Source organism: Maribacter aestuarii (genome assembly GCF_027474845.2).
GTDB lineage: Bacteria > Bacteroidota > Bacteroidia > Flavobacteriales > Flavobacteriaceae > Maribacter > Maribacter aestuarii.
This window is the reverse complement of the sequence record NZ_CP107031.2, coordinates 1,135,032-1,151,712: the sequence shown is the minus strand read 5'-3', so window position 1 is coordinate 1,151,712 and position 16,681 is coordinate 1,135,032. Positions and strand designations below refer to the sequence as shown.

At 40.0% G+C, this 16,681-nt stretch carries 13 protein-coding genes and 1 pseudogene; 7 read left to right on the top strand and 7 right to left on the bottom strand.

The annotated features are described in order from the left end of the window. The first annotated feature begins 2 nt into the window (after positions 1 to 2). From N8A89_RS05290 to N8A89_RS05260, 7 genes and pseudogenes are all read left to right on the top strand, one after another. Positions 3 to 2,513, top strand: coding sequence for a heavy metal translocating P-type ATPase (locus N8A89_RS05290; RefSeq protein ID WP_281541322.1), 2,511 nt, complete (start codon positions 3 to 5; stop codon positions 2,511 to 2,513). A 7-nt stretch (positions 2,514 to 2,520) separates the two neighbouring features. Next, the gene (locus N8A89_RS05285) at positions 2,521 to 3,219 is read left to right on the top strand and encodes a PepSY domain-containing protein (RefSeq protein ID WP_289645030.1); all 699 of its coding nucleotides are present in this window, start codon (positions 2,521 to 2,523) and stop codon (positions 3,217 to 3,219) included. A gap of 11 nt (positions 3,220 to 3,230) precedes the next feature. Then, positions 3,231 to 3,734, top strand: a complete 504-nt coding sequence (locus tag N8A89_RS05280; protein WP_430682084.1) for a DUF305 domain-containing protein — start codon at positions 3,231 to 3,233, stop codon at positions 3,732 to 3,734. Between the two features lie 10 nt (positions 3,735 to 3,744). Next, positions 3,745 to 4,535, top strand: a pseudogene (locus tag N8A89_RS05275) (cation efflux transmembrane domain-containing protein). A 12-nt stretch (positions 4,536 to 4,547) separates the two neighbouring features. Then, positions 4,548 to 6,275: an efflux RND transporter periplasmic adaptor subunit gene (locus tag N8A89_RS05270; protein ID WP_289645029.1), complete on the top strand. Its 1,728-nt coding sequence runs from the start codon at positions 4,548 to 4,550 to the stop codon at positions 6,273 to 6,275. Between the two features lie 41 nt (positions 6,276 to 6,316). Next, positions 6,317 to 8,566: a TonB-dependent receptor gene (locus N8A89_RS05265; RefSeq protein WP_289645028.1), complete on the top strand. Its 2,250-nt coding sequence runs from the start codon at positions 6,317 to 6,319 to the stop codon at positions 8,564 to 8,566. A gap of 5 nt (positions 8,567 to 8,571) precedes the next feature. Next, positions 8,572 to 8,931, top strand: coding sequence for a heavy-metal-associated domain-containing protein (locus N8A89_RS05260; protein ID WP_281541320.1), 360 nt, complete (start codon positions 8,572 to 8,574; stop codon positions 8,929 to 8,931). Between the two features lie 105 nt (positions 8,932 to 9,036). Here N8A89_RS05260 and N8A89_RS05255 read toward each other — a convergent pair whose 3' ends face one another. The 7 genes from N8A89_RS05255 to N8A89_RS05225 form a co-directional block, all read right to left on the bottom strand. After that, on the bottom strand, positions 9,037 to 11,268 hold the full coding sequence (locus N8A89_RS05255; protein ID WP_281541319.1) for a glycoside hydrolase family 20 protein: 2,232 nt from the start codon (positions 11,266 to 11,268) through the stop codon (positions 9,037 to 9,039). 20 nt (positions 11,269 to 11,288) lie between these two features. Then, a complete protein-coding gene (locus tag N8A89_RS05250) occupies positions 11,289 to 12,494 on the bottom strand; it encodes a glycoside hydrolase family 18 protein (protein WP_289645027.1) in 1,206 nt (401 codons plus the stop codon). Positions 12,495 to 12,714: 220 nt separating this feature from the next. After that, positions 12,715 to 14,346: a chaperonin GroEL gene (gene groL / locus N8A89_RS05245; protein ID WP_281541317.1), complete on the bottom strand. Its 1,632-nt coding sequence runs from the start codon at positions 14,344 to 14,346 to the stop codon at positions 12,715 to 12,717. A gap of 112 nt (positions 14,347 to 14,458) precedes the next feature. After that, on the bottom strand, positions 14,459 to 14,737 hold the full coding sequence (locus N8A89_RS05240) for a co-chaperone GroES (RefSeq protein WP_099572506.1): 279 nt from the start codon (positions 14,735 to 14,737) through the stop codon (positions 14,459 to 14,461). A gap of 143 nt (positions 14,738 to 14,880) precedes the next feature. Continuing rightward, positions 14,881 to 15,240, bottom strand: a complete 360-nt coding sequence (gene secG / locus N8A89_RS05235; protein WP_281541316.1) for a preprotein translocase subunit SecG — start codon at positions 15,238 to 15,240, stop codon at positions 14,881 to 14,883. A gap of 5 nt (positions 15,241 to 15,245) precedes the next feature. Then, entirely contained in the window at positions 15,246 to 16,115 is an 870-nt protein-coding gene (locus N8A89_RS05230) for a hypothetical protein (RefSeq protein WP_289645026.1), read from the bottom strand. A gap of 6 nt (positions 16,116 to 16,121) precedes the next feature. Beyond that, complete coding sequence (locus N8A89_RS05225) at positions 16,122 to 16,646, bottom strand: LptE family protein (protein WP_281541313.1); 525 nt, start codon at positions 16,644 to 16,646, stop codon at positions 16,122 to 16,124. Positions 16,647 to 16,681: the final 35 nt, after the last annotated feature.

Here is a 16,681-nt window from a genome sequence, read left to right as displayed (position 1 = left end):
AAATGAAGCACACCTATCATATACATGGAATGACCTGCAACGGTTGCCGAAATCACGTGGAGCAGACACTTTCAAAAGTGGAAGGTGTAACTAATGTTTCGGTCAATTTAGAATACGAAGAGGCGACTATCGAAATGGAATCCCATATTCCCATCGAAACATTTAAGAAAGCATTGAAAGAAGATGGCGGTTCGTACAGTATTCACAAACCAGGCGAGCATCATCATAAAGATGATTCCGTTTCCGCGAAAAAGCAAAAATCAAAAGGAAAAGGCACAGGCACATTCTATTGCCCTATGCATTGCGAAGGCGATAAAACCTACGACAAACCAGGCGACTGCCCCGTATGCGGAATGGATTTAGTGGAAGAAGTTAATTTATCTGCAACTACTACAGAACAATGGACATGCCCTATGCACCCAGAAGTCATTAAAGATGAAGCTGGCGCTTGTCCTATTTGCGGAATGGATTTAGTCTCAATGGAAGCAGATAGTTCGGCGGAAGAGAAAACCTATAAGAAGCTGCTCAAGAAATTCTGGATAGCAGTAGCCTTTACGCTTCCTATTTTCCTAATAGCTATGAGTGAGATGGTTCCCAATAATCCGCTTTACGATATAATGGAACAGAAATGGTGGAACTGGATTCAATTTGGCCTTTCGATTCCTGTGGTGTTTTACGCCACTTGGATGTTCTTTGAACGTGCCTACCGAAGTATCAAAACGTGGAATCTCAATATGTTCACACTTATCGGTATAGGTGCAGGCGTGGCTTGGTTATTCAGTGTTTTCGGGATGCTGTTTCCAGACTTTTTCCCAGCACAATTTAGAACAGAATCCGGTGCGGTTCATGTGTATTTTGAAGCCGCCACTGTAATCCTCACATTGGTATTAATGGGTCAGGTTTTGGAAGCCCGAGCACATAGCAAAACCAATTCAGCAGTAAAAGAATTATTAAAACTTGCACCTAACAAGGCAGTACGTGTAGTGGATGGAAACGAAGTAGAAGTTTCCATAGACCAGATTGAAAAAGGAGATATATTACGAGTGAAGCCAGGAGATAAAATCCCTGTGGATGGCAAAATTACCGAAGGAGAAACTACCGTAGATGAATCAATGATTTCGGGAGAGCCAATTCCAGTAAATAAGACTGTAGAAGATAAAGTAAGTAGCGGTACCATTAACGGGAACCAGTCTTTCTTGATGGAAGCCGAAAAAGTAGGTAGCGAAACCTTGCTTTCCCAAATCATACAAATGGTAAACGATGCCAGTCGCAGTCGTGCCCCTATCCAGAAATTGGCAGATACCGTTTCAGGCTATTTTGTACCCGTGGTAGTAATCATTGCGGTCATCACCTTTATTGTCTGGGCAATTTGGGGACCAGAGCCAGCTTATGTATTTGCCCTTGTAAATGCCATTGCCGTATTGATTATTGCTTGTCCGTGTGCGTTAGGATTGGCAACGCCGATGTCCGTTATCGTAGGTGTTGGTAAAGGCGCACAAAATGGTGTGTTGATTAAAAATGCGGAAGCATTAGAGAAAATGGATAAGGTGGACACGCTTATCGTGGATAAGACCGGAACTATTACAGAGGGAAAACCTACGGTTGAGAAAATCGGCGCTTTTGGAGAATTCTTTCGCGAAAGCGAAATACTGCATCTTATCGCATCCCTAAACAGTTCCAGCGAGCATCCCCTTGCCGAAGCTACCGTAAAATATGGAAAGGAGCAGAAGGTCGAAATATCAAAAACCGAAAACTTTAGCGCAGTAACCGGAAAGGGCGTAGAAGGAACAGTTGATGGTAAGAAGCTCGATTTGGGAAATGCCAAAATGATGGCGTATGCAAATGCTAAGCTATCACCTGAAATGGAGAGCGAAGCACAATCTTTTCAGAAACAAGGAAAAACAGTTTCTTATTTGTCCATTGATGGCGAAGTTTCAGGTTATGTGGTTATTGGCGATAAAATAAAAGAAACGAGTGCCAAGGCAATCAAAGAATTACAGGAAAAAGGCATCGAAGTAATAATGCTTACAGGAGATAATCACGACACCGCACAAGCTGTGGCGAGCGAAGTCAATCTCGCCGACTTCAAAGCGGGAATGTTACCTGAAGACAAACTGGACGAGGTTAAAAAACTACAAGAACAAGGTTACGTAGTTGCAATGGCAGGCGATGGTATAAATGATGCGCCTGCTCTGGCTAAAAGTGATGTGGGCATAGCCATGGGTACAGGAACCGATGTCGCTATAGAAAGCGCGATGATAACCTTGGTAAAGGGCGATTTTCACGGTATTGTAAAAGCAAGAAACCTAAGCCACAAGGTTATGCGGAACATCAAGCAAAATCTATTTTTTGCTATGATATATAATACGCTGGGTGTACCGATTGCGGCAGGAGTGTTGTTCCCATTTTTCGGAATTCTATTATCGCCTATGATTGCGGCACTGGCTATGAGCTTCAGTTCTGTTTCAGTAATAGCGAATGCCCTCAGGTTAAGAAATTCAAAAATTGATTGATAAGCATATGGTTAAAAGAAAGACAGCTTTAAAAATCAGAAAAGCACATAGGTATTTGGGTATCTTTTTGGGTATTCAGTTCTTAATGTGGACGATTAGCGGAATGTATTTTAGTTGGACGGATATCGACGAGATTCACGGCGACCATTTCAAAAAAGAGATTCCTGAACAACTTGCATTTTCAGATTTATTGGGAAGTTTTCAACTAAAGATTCAAGAACCGATTAAATCATTAGAACTACTTGAAATTGCAGGTAAGCCATACTACTGGATTAATGAGACTGTGCTTTATAATGCGCTTTCAGGAATAAAGAAAGAGGAGCTTACAGAGCAAGAAGCAATCAAGGTGGCAGAACGCTATATGTTGGCCCATTTAGAATTTGACCAAATACAACGGATTGAATCTGTAGGCGACCACCACGAGTACCGCGGAAGACCATTACCAGCTTACGAGATTTCATATAAATCCGATGAAAATTTAAAAGCCTACGTGGCGATTGAGAATGGTGTTTTTCAAACAGTACGTCATCGCGATTGGCGCTGGTTCGATTTTTTATGGATGACCCACACGATGGACTACCAGGGTAGGGACGATTTCAACACTTTCGTGCTCAGGGCCTTTTCATTGATGGGCTTAATAACAGTTTTTAGTGGCTTTTTACTTTGGTTCGTAAGCTCGCCTACCATTAGAAAAATTAAAAATTAATATTAACTATAATGGAAGGAAAAATGGAAAACAACGACACTCAAAATCAGGACAAAATGAATAACGGTAATTACACCAGGTTCTTTATCATGTTAGGACTATCCTTTGTGGCCATGTACATCACCATGTATTTGAACACCTATACCATGGATCATGTATTTTTTAGTTTAACTCGCTTTTACATGGTTTGTCTCGGTATTGCGACTATGGCGGTTATTATGTGGTTCTTTATGCGCAAAATGTACAATGATAAAAAGAAGAATATCGGAATTCTAGTAGGAAGTTTAGTGCTTTTCGTGGGAGCTTTAGGTTTAGTAAGAACGCAGGCCCCTATTATAGGTGATGTGCTTTGGATGAAAGCTATGATTCCGCATCACTCTATTGCGATATTAACCAGCGAACGTGCGGATATTACAGACCCAGAGGTAAAGAAGCTTGCAGAGGATATCATAAAGGCACAGAAAAAAGAAATTGAGGAGATGAAAAGAATGATTGAAAGATTGGAAAGCGAATAGGTATAACCTTATGGATAAATCAATTTTCAAAATAGCTAAAATGGATTGCCCTTCTGAAGAAGCAATGATTCGGATGAAGTTGGATTCGTATGTCCAGATTAAAAAGCTGGATTTTGATTTGCCCAATCGGAAACTAACAGTTTTCCACAATGGTAATCTAAAAGATATTCAAGCCGCTATTGCAGATTTAAAGTTTAATGATGAATTGATTTATTCCGAACCTTATGATGAACTTGTTGTGGAAGAGGCAACCGATCAGCGTAAAACACTATGGGCTGTTTTACTAATAAACGTTGTCTTTTTCGGAATTGAAATGGCAACGGGAATTATTTCTAAGTCTATGGGTCTCATTGCCGATAGTCTAGATATGCTTGCTGATTCTTTCGTGTATGGATTAAGTCTTTTCGCCATAGGGGGCTCAATGGTGCGAAAGAAGAATATCGCAACGACCGCGGGGTATTTTCAAATGGTACTTGCGATAATTGGATTTATAGAGGTTGTAAGACGCTTTATTAATCTTTCTGAAATACCGGATTTCAAAACAATGATTATTGTATCAATTCTAGCGCTTGCGGCAAACGGGTTGTGTCTTTATCTATTACAAAAATCCAAGAGCAAGGAGGCTCATATGCAAGCCAGTATGATTTTACATCTAATGATGTCATCATCAATTCGGGTGTAATCATTGCTGGCTTATTGGTGCTCTGGACAAGTTCAAGAATACCCGATTTGATTATTGGGGCAATTGTTTTCGTCGTTGTTATGCGAGGCGCAATTAACATTTTAAAATTGGGAAAATAAAAATAAAACGATATGAAAAAAAATATGCTATACATCGGTATTGCAGTTCTAGTAGGGCTGTTTGCTGGTTGGTTGATTTTCGGAGGTACGACCGGCGATACGATGACTGATAAGGATATGTCGGACCATGATCATGCCGGAGAAAGTGCAGATCAAATGTGGACGTGCTCAATGCATCCACAGGTCATGCAGCCGGAACCAGGGGATTGTCCTATATGTGGAATGGATTTAATACCGGCAGAATCCAGTGCCGTAGGCTTGGCTTTGAACGAAATTAAAATGACTAAGAATGCTATGGCATTGGCCAATATTCGTACCACTATCGTAGGCAACGGAACAGCTGAAAATGATGGTATGATTTCGCTATCAGGAAAAATTCAAATGAACGAGGAAGAAAATGCCATTCAAGCTAGTTATTTTGACGGTAGAATAGAACGACTGAATGTAAACTATGAAGGTCAAGAAGTAAAGAAAGGTCAATTATTGGCCACTATTTATGCCCCTAATTTGATTGCCGCGCAGCAAGAATTGATTACCGCGGCTTCATTAAAAGAATCGCAACCGGCACTCTACAAGGCAGTAAGGAATAAACTAAAATTATGGAAGCTTTCAGAAAACCAAATCAATAGTATTGAGGAGTCCGGTAGCGTTAAGGAGAACTTCCCGATATATGCAACGATTTCGGGAACGGTTTCCGAAAAAATGGCCTCCGAAGGCGACTACATAAAACAAGGGCAACCGATAGTTAAGGTAAGTAACTTGAATTCTGTTTGGGCGGAATTTGACGCCTATGAAAATCAAATATCAAAATTTAAAATAGGTCAAAAAATAGAGATTACGACCAATGCTTATCCTAATCAGGAATTTGACGCTACGGTAACCTTCATAGACCCTGTACTAAATACCCAAACCAGAACGGTAACGGTACGGGCCAATTTGAACAACAATAAGGGAATCTTTAAGCCTGGGATGTTTGTGACCGGAAAAATAAAGAGCAAGTCGACCGATTCAAAAGAGCAATTGGTAATTCCTGCAAGCGCGGTCATGTGGACCGGGGAGCGCTCAGTAGTTTATATAAAGACCGATGCTAATGAGCCTATTTTCAAAATGCAGGAAATAACCCTTGGTAATCGAAATGGCGACATGTACACTGTAGTTGCTGGATTGCAGGATGGGGACGAAATAGTGACCAACGGAACGTTTACGGTAGATGCAGCAGCTCAACTACAAGGTAAGGCATCAATGATGAATCAGGAGCGAGACGCAATGAAGAATGAAATGTCTGAAATGAAAATGGAGTTCCCTAAGAATTTCCAGAGTGTCTTGAAGGAGGCACTATTGCCCTATTTGCAAATGAAGGACGCCTTCGTAGATTCTAATTCGGACGAAGTTTCGAAGTATGCAAAATTAACATCACAACAAATGAATAAGTTGCAAAAGGAGGACTTAGGTCAAATGGAAAAGTCCCATGTGGAAAAAAGTATTGAGATGTTGGATGCTATTTCAGGAAACAAAAATCTTGAAAATCAACGTGCCCATTTTGTTCTGCTTAATGAGAATATGATAGCTATTGCAATGAACGTGAATGATTTTTCGCAAAAGCTTTTCGTTCAAAAATGCCCTATGGCCAACAATAATAAGGGAGCCCTTTGGTTAAGTCTGGATGAGAATATTAGAAATCCTTACTATGGTGAAACAATGATGACTTGTGGTGCCGTAATAGACACGATTGGCCAGTAGGCTTCACGTTAAATTTGATGATGCTAGCAAATAATAAATTTTTGTCGAAAGGTAGTGTACGCCTTTTTTGTTGGCTGTTTGTTGTTCTACCATTTTTTCTATTTTCACAAGATAAGGTGGAAGGGAAAGTCTTAGACGCCAGTCTTAAGCCAAAAGAGGAATGTTTGTCCGGGGCCAATGTGTATTGGTTAAATTCTCAAACGGGAACCATGACCAATGAGGACGGTTCGTTCAGTCTTTTGTATGTAGAGGGATATACTGAATTAGTAATAAGTTACGTAGGTTTTAAAACAGATACCCTGACTATAAATGAGCCCAAAAAAGTATACCATTTCCTAAACCCATCTAATGAATTGGACGAAGTTGTGGTGCAGGAGAAAAGGGACGCAGTGGAGAAAACATATTTCAGCGCTCAAAATGTGATAACGGTAAACAGCGCAGAACTTTTAAAAGCCGCCTGCTGTAATCTTTCGGAAAGTTTTGAAACCAACCCAGCCATTGATGTTAATTTTTCTGATGCGCTGACAGGTACCAGGCAAATTCAAATGTTAGGGCTTACCAGCCCATATTTGCTTATTACACAGGAAAACATACCCATGGTTAGAGGTGCTTCACAGGCCTACGGCTTAACTTTCACACCCGGCACATGGGTAGAAAGTATTCAAATCACCAAAGGGGCGGGAAGTGTCATAAACGGATATGAAAGTATTTCGGGTCAAATTAACACCGAATTGGTAAAGCCATTAACGGATAAACGGCTGTTCGTAAACGGATACGCGAATCAAAATGGCCGTTTGGAACTCAATACGCACCTCTATAGTAAACTATCCGATAAATGGAGCTCTGGTCTGTATGTTCACGCAAACTTAAGAAATCAAAAAGAGGATAGGAACGGGGACGGGTTCTTGGATGCCCCTTTAGCGGAACAGATCAATATCATGAGCCGATGGCAGTTTCAAAACCCTGAAACCGGCTGGGTAAGTTTTATAAATTTCCGATTTTTGAACGATGAAAAACAGGTGGGTCAAACAGATTTTAATCCGGATACCGATAAATTTACGACGAATTTATGGGGAAGCGAAATAGACACACGCCGTTTTGATTCTTCTGTAAAATTAGGCTACGTTTTTCCGGAACTTCCCTTCCAAAGTTTTGGCTTTCAGGCATCCTATAGCAATCATTTACAAGAATCCTATTATGGCCTTAATCAGTATGATATTGAGCATAATAGTGTGTATTCCAATATCATCTTTAACTCTATTATTGGCGATACTCGGAGCAAGTTCAAAACGGGATTGACCTTTGCCTATGATGGTTATGACGAGTTGGTAAATGCACAGGATTTTGGTCGCGAAGATATCTCTGCAGGGGCCTTTTTCGAGTATGGATATGAGAATTTGGAAAAGCTAAGCCTCACGGCAGGCCTTAGAGTGGATACACATAATCGTTTAGGTACTTTTCTGACTCCAAGATTACATATACGCTATACCCCTTGGGAACTCGGTAGTCTCAGAGGGTCGGTCGGTAGGGGTAGGAGGGCAGCGAATATTTTTGCAGAAAATCAACAATTATTCGGTTCCTCCAGACAAATCCAAATTTTGTCAACAGAAGGTAGCGTGTACGGGCTTGAACCAGAGGATGCCTGGAATTATGGTGTTAGTTTTTTACAAGGGTTCATCTTTTTAAATAGAAAGGGAAATATCACTTTAGACTATTACAAAACCGATTTTAATAATCAAGTCGTGGTGGATTGGGAAAACCCAAGGGCAATTTTGTTCTATAACCTAGATGGAAAAAGTTATGCGAATAGTTTTCAAGTTGAGGTAAATCACGAAATCCTTGCGAATCTGGATTTACGCATGGCGTATAAGTACTACGATGTAAGAACTGATTACAGAAATGGCTCCTTACAAAAACCGCTACAAGCCCAAAACCGGTTCTTCGTGAATTTGGGTTATGAGACCCAGCTCAAAGAGAATAGTGCACAGTGGAAGTTCGATTATACATTGCATACACTCGGTAGGCAGCGTTTGCCCAATACGGATGTTAACCCTCCGCAATTTAGGCTTGGGGAGTTCGCAGAAGGATATAGTTTAATGAACGCTCAAGCTACAAAAGTCTTTTCCGAAAAGTTTGAAGTTTATCTAGGCGGTGAAAATTTGACTAATTTTAGACAACCAAATCCGGTTTTGGGCGCTGAGAACCCTTTTGGCGAGAATTTTGATACGAGTATTATATATGCGCCGATTATGGGCAGAATGTTTTATTTAGGATTTCGATATAAAATTTAAATAGTATGAAAAGAGTATTGTTAGTATTGGTTTTAGGGTTTTTTACGGCCCTTACCTATGCACAGGAAAAGAATAAAAAAATAACCATGGAAGTAGATGGTAAATGTGACATGTGCAAAGTGCGAATAGAAAAGGCAGCACTAGGGGTTAAAGGAGTAAAGTACGCACAATGGGATATTCCTACCCATCATTTGTCCTTAATTATAGATGAGCGTAAAACGGACGCTATGAAGGTTAAAACTGCTATAGTTGCTGTAGGTCATGATACGAAGGAGCTTAAAGCAACAGAAGAAGCCTATGAAAGTGTGCATCCGTGTTGCAAATATCGTGAGGACAATTCGGATGATAGTGGCAAGCACAATTAGACAATAGTTTACTAAGGAATGCAATTTTAAAAAGCCACGCTGATATTTTTAGTGTGGCTTTATGTTTTAGGAAAATAGCTATAAACTATTCACGATAGAATCGTTTTAGTCAATGATTATTTCGTCTGCAAAAATCCATGAAGGTAATCCGGCGGCATGATGCCAGTAAGGCGTTCCAGTGTTCTTTGCGACTACCTTGATATACCTGAATTTTTGTGACTCCATCTCAAGATCAAAATAATGGATGTCGTTGACTTTGCTGGTCTTGACTAAAGGTTTAGGATTTCTTATAGTTCCCAAAAGAATGAAATTCTCATTATCTATTGAGCCATAATATCGCACGAGGTCTGGAAAGAATACCACATGATTGGTTACTTGTAGAAAAGCCATGGATATTGTATTGATGGTCTGAGTTTCACCTAAATCGACCACAACTTCCAAATCATTCCCTTCATAACCGAGCCAGTTGGCATAAAAACTGTTACCCCCTAAAGCACCATCGGTAAGTACCATTGGATTTTCATCGGCATATTTTTTGGGTTTGGTAAGTGATATCACAGTTTTCCCTTTGGCTTTGTTGCTTCTTTTCGCTATTTCTAATGCCGACATATAGTTGGCCCCGTACTCACTGACCGTGAAGCCCATTTCGTTCATTAAGGTGATGTTATTTTCTTTAGCTGTTTTTGTAAAATTATTCAATAGTACTGATACCTTGGGGTTGGTTATTTGCGAACCGTTTTCGTCGGTAATTGTCAAACTATAGTCGGGGGTTAGGTTTTTTCTACTAGCTTCTAGGATAGCAAAATCAATTCCCATTCGTGCTGCTTGAACGCGATTGACAAGTTCAGGTTTGTCGGATACCGCTTTTTCAGCATCATTGAACAACTCCGTATAATTTTGGAGGAATTCTGGATTTAGGTACGAGGAAAAAGCTTCAGAAGGGTCTCCATATAAAAAAAGGAAGAAATCTTCGTCCTCTTGGATTTTTGAATGTATCAGGTCAATATATTCTTTAATGAACGTCCCTGCTTCTTCGTAATAGCCGTCTGTAAATTCTGTTACCAACGCATCAAAATCTTGATCAGGATTCCATAGGAGCTTAGCAGTTAAATAGGACCTAAGTTCAAAAAGTTCGCTAGGATTATTGCTATGCTGCTCAAATACCCATTTTGCATTGTTATCCCTAAATAGTTTAATATTGGGTTGTAGGGTATGCATATTGGGAAAAGGAGCTAAAAAGTTGGTGAACTGTGTAGTGTAATCCCAAATTCTGATGTTATCGGTCAGCTTGCTCCATCCGGACAGGTCATCCGCAAAATCTTTACATTTTTCAGCAATGCTTCCGCTTCTATCGCATTCAATACTGCATAAGGTGATCAATACGTTTTCAGAGGGAGCTGTTTTAGGTGGTTTTCTTGTATGTTGGTAGGCTAGTGTAGATATGGTCTTTTCTGGAAAAGCTTTGGCCACTTTGTTTACAAAATAAATCATGGTACCCGCCGGGCTACCTTCTTCCTCATCGATGGCACGGCAATTTTCACATTGGCAATACTGCTGATTATCATCTTGACTTACCGAAACTACGGATGCTTTTGGATTTCTTTTAAATAGCGCCGAAACGGAATCCTTAACGATTTCCAGCACACTGGGGTTGGTCAGGCATAATTGGGTGGGCAATCTTTTATCGCCCCGTAAAGCATAGTACTCCGGATTGGATTTGTAGAATATTTCTTCTGGCATAAAGCGATGAAAGGTGTGAACTTTTGCCTCTGGCGCATAATGAGGGAATGCTTCCGTGGTTACTTTATGCCGCTCAGCAAATTCCTCATTTTCGTAGAAAAGTCTAGAATGAACAGTACGCGTAACAATATCAGGGGTATAGTTGTAATCAATTGTATTTAAGGTAATGGTAACAGAAATCGGTATGTGTTCAACGTTGGGTGCATACCGTTTACAACCCAAATAATTTTCCAAAAACTCAAAAACTGCGTTGGAAGTAGCTTCCTCGGAACCACCCGATATGTAGATGTTTTCCCCTTCTGTTTTTATGCGAACCTCTTGAGGTTCTAGATGGTCGTCCTTTATATTCCCAACATAGATTTTTGGGGTATCTGCGGTTTGTGAGCTTTCATCTACTACCGGTAGATTAGCACCACTTATTTCATAAATATAGTGCTGTAGTGTAGTTGCAGCTTTGTATTCACGTTCTGAAGCGTTACCTAAATGAACTATTTCATAGTCAGAAGTTCCGTTTTTTGATAAAACAATATCACTATTGGAACAGGAAGCAAAGAGGAGGGCTACAATTAGAATTTCAATCTGTGCATTATATCTCATATGACAAAAAATTCGAAATATTAATTTTTCAGGGATGCCTCGTAAATTGATTTTAATAAGCTTTTTTCATCTTTGGTATCGTTGCCGAGCTGCCAAAACATAATTCCTCCTATTTTCTTTTCTATGGCATATTCGGTTTTTAGTCGAACAGATACGGAATCGTCATAACTTATAAATACGCTGTCCTTGGCACTGTATAGGTAGGGGGCTTTAGCAATAGGGTCCCAATATCTTTTGTAATTGGTGTTGGGTTCAAATTCCTTACGAATCTGGGAATACCCACTCCAGCCAATGTAGGATCCTGTATTAGGTTGGTAAAGGCCATTGTTTTCCGGGGGAACACCTTTCCATGCACGGCCATAAAATGCCGCTCCGATTACCAATTGCTCTGGTTTCACACCCTGTTCTATACAAAAGTCAATAATTTTTTCTACCGATCTAGGTCCATAATTGGCGGCACCTGGGCTCTTATCGGCTCGTCGCTGTTCTACGTAATTCCATGCTGGAGTTCCTTGAACATCTTTATCCTCAATAAGGCAAAGTGCTGTATGGTGTCCGGTGTAGGGAGCGTTACCGCCAACTTGGTCATAAGTCATTACATTCATGTAATCTGCATATTGCATTACTTTTTTAAGCTCTATATTTTCGTAATATCGTTTCCAACCTGCCGATGCAAACGTTAAGATTTGCTTTCTTTCCAAAGTATGCAATGCTTGGCGCAACTCTTTCATGAGCAATGTAAAGTTCTGTTTGTCTTCGGGCCTTGCCCCGGTGCCTGCCGCGGGAATTGCTGGATATTCCCAATCAATATCCAAACCATCCAGCTTATATTTTTTGTTAAAAGCCACAGCACTTTGAATAAATTTCTGCCTATTTTCTGCTGTATGCGCCATGTCCGAGAAGCCATCAGCGCCCCAACCGCCGCAAGCGATCATTACCTTAAGGTGAGGATGGTTCTTTCGTTGTTCAACCAACTGACGTAGTTTTTCTCCCGTTTCCTCGTCCCTAAATTTCATCTCTCCGTCAATTACATTCGTAAAGGAAAATATGATGTGGGTCAGCTGTTGTAAAGGGAGCTGGTCTGGGTGATAATCTTTTTCGGGGACATAGTAACCCATGACTACAATAGCATCATCATTTTCATTTCCAGTGGATATAAATGAAATTAGTGCCCCAGAAATCACGATTAGGCCAAAAATTGAAATAAATAAGTTGATATTTTTCATGTGCCAAGTTTAGGAATAATAATATTCTATAAATGATACGGAATTATATCAATTTGTCTGAATCTTATAGACCAAAAACAGTACGCGGCATACCAACGACTGTTGTTAAGGGAGGCTTGATTAAAAGACATAAAAAAACCGCTCACGGAATTCCGTGAGCGGTTTTCTATATTATTGTTTTTCCGTAAACAAGCTTATAACCGCCTGTCTATGAAACGGACTACATCATGCCTGGCATTCCTCCGCCACCCATTGGTGGACCAGCAGGAGCATCTTCTTTAATGTCCGTCAATGCGCATTCGGTCGTTAATATCATTCCCGCAACAGAAGCCGCATTTTCTAGGGCTACCCTTGTAACTTTCGCAGGGTCAATGATACCGGCTTTCATCATATCAACATACTTTTCTGATTTGGCATCATAGCCATAATCTCCCTTATTGTCAATAATTTTTGCAACAACGACTGAACCTTCACCACCTGCATTTTCTACGATGGTCCTTAAAGGTGATTCGATAGCTCTCGCTACGATTTGCAATCCAGTTGCCTCATCTTCATTTTCTGTATCCACTTTGGAAAGAACAACTTTAGCTCTTACCAAGGCAACACCGCCGCCGGCAACGATACCTTCTTCCACCGCAGCTCTTGTTGCGTGTAATGCATCGTCAACACGGTCTTTTTTCTCCTTCATTTCTACTTCAGAAGCAGCACCTACATAAAGTACGGCCACACCACCGGCCAATTTGGCCAATCTTTCCTGAAGTTTTTCCTTATCGTAATCAGAAGTAGTTGTCTCTATTTGAGATTTAATCTGATTTACTCGTGTTTTAATGTCTTTTGCAACTCCACCACCGTTTACGATAGTCGTATTATCCTTGTCAATCTGTACTTTTTCACAAGTACCCAACATATCTATAGTGGTGTTATCCAAGGAGAAACCTCTTTCCTCAGAAATAACGGTTCCTTTGGTAAGAATGGCAATATCTTCCAACATTGCCTTTCTACGGTCTCCAAAACCTGGAGCTTTAACGGCAGCTATTTTTAATGAACCACGTAGTTTGTTTACTACCAAAGTAGCCAATGCTTCACCGTCAACATCTTCCGCTATAATCAATAATGGTTTTCCGGATTGTGCTACTGGCTCAAGAACAGGAAGTAAATCCTTCATTGAAGAAATTTTCTTGTCAAATAACAAGATATAAGGATTCTCCAATTCGGTAACCATTTTTTCTGAATCGGTTACAAAATACGGGGAAAGGTATCCTCTATCGAACTGCATACCTTCTACAACATCAACATACGTATCCGTTCCTTTTGCTTCTTCTACCGTAATAACTCCTTCTTTACCTACTTTTCCGAAAGCCTGGGCGATCAAATCTCCGATTGTTTCATCGTTATTGGCAGAAATTGAAGCAACCTGCTTAATTTTTTCAGAGGAGTCACCAACTTTTTTAGCTTGTTTTGCCAAATCCTTTACGATGGCTTCAACAGCTTTATCAATACCTCTTTTTAAATCCATTGGATTTGCACCTGCTGCAACGTTCTTCAATCCCTCTTTTACGATGGACTGAGCCAAAACAGTAGCAGTAGTAGTACCATCACCTGCCAGATCATTGGTTTTGGAAGCAACTTCCTTAACCATTTGTGCTCCCATATTCTCAAGAGCATCTGCCAATTCTATTTCCTTTGCAACGGTTACACCATCCTTGGTCACTTGTGGCGCACCAAAGGATTTACTAATGATTACGTTTCTTCCCTTAGGTCCTAAGGTTACCTTTACTGCGTTTGCCAATGCGTCAACACCTCTTCTGAGTCCGTCACGTGCATCGATATCAAATTTTATGTCTTTTGCCATTTTTACGTTTTTTAGCTCATGACCGAAGTAGTTTACTCCAAGTCAAAAGTCAAATTGTTAATTTAATTTTATTGTGATTTTTTAAGGTCGAAAGCCTTTTGTTGGTTATTACTTAAATAATAGCCAAGATGTCACTTTCGCGCATCATTAAGTAATCTGTACCTTCAAGTTTCAATTCAGTACCAGCATATTTGCCATATAGAACAGTGTCACCAACTTTAACGGTCACTTTTTCGTCTTTGGTTCCTGGTCCTACGGCAACTACTTTACCTTTTTGAGGTTTTTCCTTTGCCGTATCAGGGATATAGATTCCCGAAGCCGTTTTGGTTTCAGCTGCCATAGGTTCAATAAGAACTCTATCCGCTAATGGTTTAATATTTACTTTAGCCATAGTATTAAAAATTTAAAATTGTTTTTTTAATTATATCCTTAAGTGGCAGAAATTATGCCAATACCCGAAAACTGACATATTGTAAAACAAAAATGCCAGCTTGTCATTTTGCTGGCATCTTTTAATTTTATTTGATCACTTTTCTACAAACTGTCTGAAGGAGTACCTTCATTTGTGACAGGAGGTGTCACTTCTTCTGGAAGTGTTTCCGGTACCGTAGTTTCTATATCGTCACCTTGTAGCAATTTGGAATCCGATTCTCCGAAATTTCCCTTCAATGCGATGTTCGATGCTAATATTAATAGAATCAGGATACCTGCCAAAGTCCATGTGCTTTTATCTAAAAAGTCACCGGTTTTCTTCACGCCACCTACGACTTGGTTGCCTCCACCGCCAAAGGAAGAGGACAATCCGCCACCTTTAGGATTTTGGACCATAATTACCAAAACCAGTAAAAAGCAAACGATGATAATCAGTATCAAGAATATTGAAAATGTACTCATTTTACTTACTTATTTTCTTGTTGAATTTTTTCTACCGCTCTAATTCGGTCTGCAAAGAAACCACTTTTTTCCGGATATTTCAAACTTAAAATTTTGTAGGCCTGGATGGCTTTTTTGTATTTTTTCTGCTCCAGGTAAACCCTTGCCAAGGTTTCCGTCATCAGTTCATTTTTATCGAATTTTATGGAGGCGGAGACATCAATTTTCTTTGGGAATTTTTCCTGCGGAACTATCTTCGGATTCTCTGCAATGAATTTGTCAATCCGCTCAAATTTTTTCTTTACTAACGGATTCCTTTTCGTATTCCCTGGTTCCTTTGGGGCTTGGAATTCTTTGGGTTTTTGTCCGGTATTCTCATCCTTTTTTTCCAGTGGCTTATTAGATGCAAGACTTAACCATTCAGTAAAGGAATATTTTTCATTGGCGTCAAAAGAGAGCGGCTCTCCCAATTGTAACGTTTTTGATTCTTTTACTTCAGGATCTTTAGATTTGAAAAGTTCTGGATCAAGAATTTGATCGGCGTCTTTTTGGTCTTGGGGTAAGGGTTTATCGATGGATTCTTCAATGATGTGTCTTTCCGCCTTTATCTGATCCTCAACAACGGCTTCGGGTACCTTTTTAAAATCAGTCTGAAGAAAATTCTTTGAGGTAATAAAATCGAAAAGTACGTCCCTATCGGTCGTATAGGCTGCCGTATTTTTAAGGACCTTATTGTATTTATAGCTGTTGAGGTTTTTAAGACCTTTTAAATGAAGGGCCCTGGCCGTTTGAAAGTAGGGATACTCCTTTACTATATCTTCCAGATGTTTTGTTTGGATGGGGTCCACCACCTTTTCTGGATGTTGCAACAAATATGTAAAGTCCGTTACCTTCATAATGGTTTACCAATCTGCGAGTGAAGCGTTAAAAATATCCTGCGTGATACGTTCAAAAATCACCTCGTGTGCTTCGCTCTTTATCGCGGCCAATTGTGTATTTGCGGGATAATCGTAAAAGAAAGAAAAACTTTGGTCAAAATCGGAATCCTCTTTAGTGCGATTGTAAAACCTCACCTTAACCCTTATGGACAATCTATTTTCTGCTGCCGTCTGTTGAGCGGTCGCGGACATTGGTGATATTCTATATTCCGTAATTTCACCCTCATAAAGTAAGTCTGCCGTTCCGCTGTTCACCAAGTCTAAACTTGTCTGGTTCAAAATTCTATCTTGTAGTGCTAGTGTAAAATCCCTATCCATACCAGGTTCGAATATGGAGCCCGGACTTTGAGTGGCATAGTTCTGAAAATAATTGACTTGGAAAGTTTGTGCCTCTCCGACATTGCCTCCTGTAAAATTATAGACACCACACGCATTAAACAGTACGGCTCCAATGGCGAATAATATCAATTTTAAATCCTTCAATTTCATAAAATACTATAGGTTTAGAAGTTTAAAAAAAAGTT

Coding starts and splice junctions, on each gene's coding strand:
- N8A89_RS05270 (WP_289645029.1), top strand. CDS start 4,548: ATGAAAAAAAATATGCTATACATCGGTATTGCAGTTCTAGTAGGGCTG.
- N8A89_RS05240 (WP_099572506.1), bottom strand. CDS start 14,737: ATGGCTAAAGTAAATATTAAACCATTAGCGGATAGAGTTCTTATTGAA.
- N8A89_RS05255 (WP_281541319.1), bottom strand. CDS start 11,268: ATGAGATATAATGCACAGATTGAAATTCTAATTGTAGCCCTCCTCTTT.
- N8A89_RS05280 (WP_430682084.1), top strand. CDS start 3,231: ATGGAAGGAAAAATGGAAAACAACGACACTCAAAATCAGGACAAAATG.
- N8A89_RS05260 (WP_281541320.1), top strand. CDS start 8,572: ATGAAAAGAGTATTGTTAGTATTGGTTTTAGGGTTTTTTACGGCCCTT.
- N8A89_RS05250 (WP_289645027.1), bottom strand. CDS start 12,494: ATGAAAAATATCAACTTATTTATTTCAATTTTTGGCCTAATCGTGATT.
- N8A89_RS05290 (WP_281541322.1), top strand. CDS start 3: ATGAAGCACACCTATCATATACATGGAATGACCTGCAACGGTTGCCGA.
- groL (WP_281541317.1), bottom strand. CDS start 14,346: ATGGCAAAAGACATAAAATTTGATATCGATGCACGTGACGGACTCAGA.
- N8A89_RS05285 (WP_289645030.1), top strand. CDS start 2,521: ATGGTTAAAAGAAAGACAGCTTTAAAAATCAGAAAAGCACATAGGTAT.
- secG (WP_281541316.1), bottom strand. CDS start 15,240: ATGAGTACATTTTCAATATTCTTGATACTGATTATCATCGTTTGCTTT.
- N8A89_RS05230 (WP_289645026.1), bottom strand. CDS start 16,115: ATGAAGGTAACGGACTTTACATATTTGTTGCAACATCCAGAAAAGGTG.
- N8A89_RS05225 (WP_281541313.1), bottom strand. CDS start 16,646: ATGAAATTGAAGGATTTAAAATTGATATTATTCGCCATTGGAGCCGTA.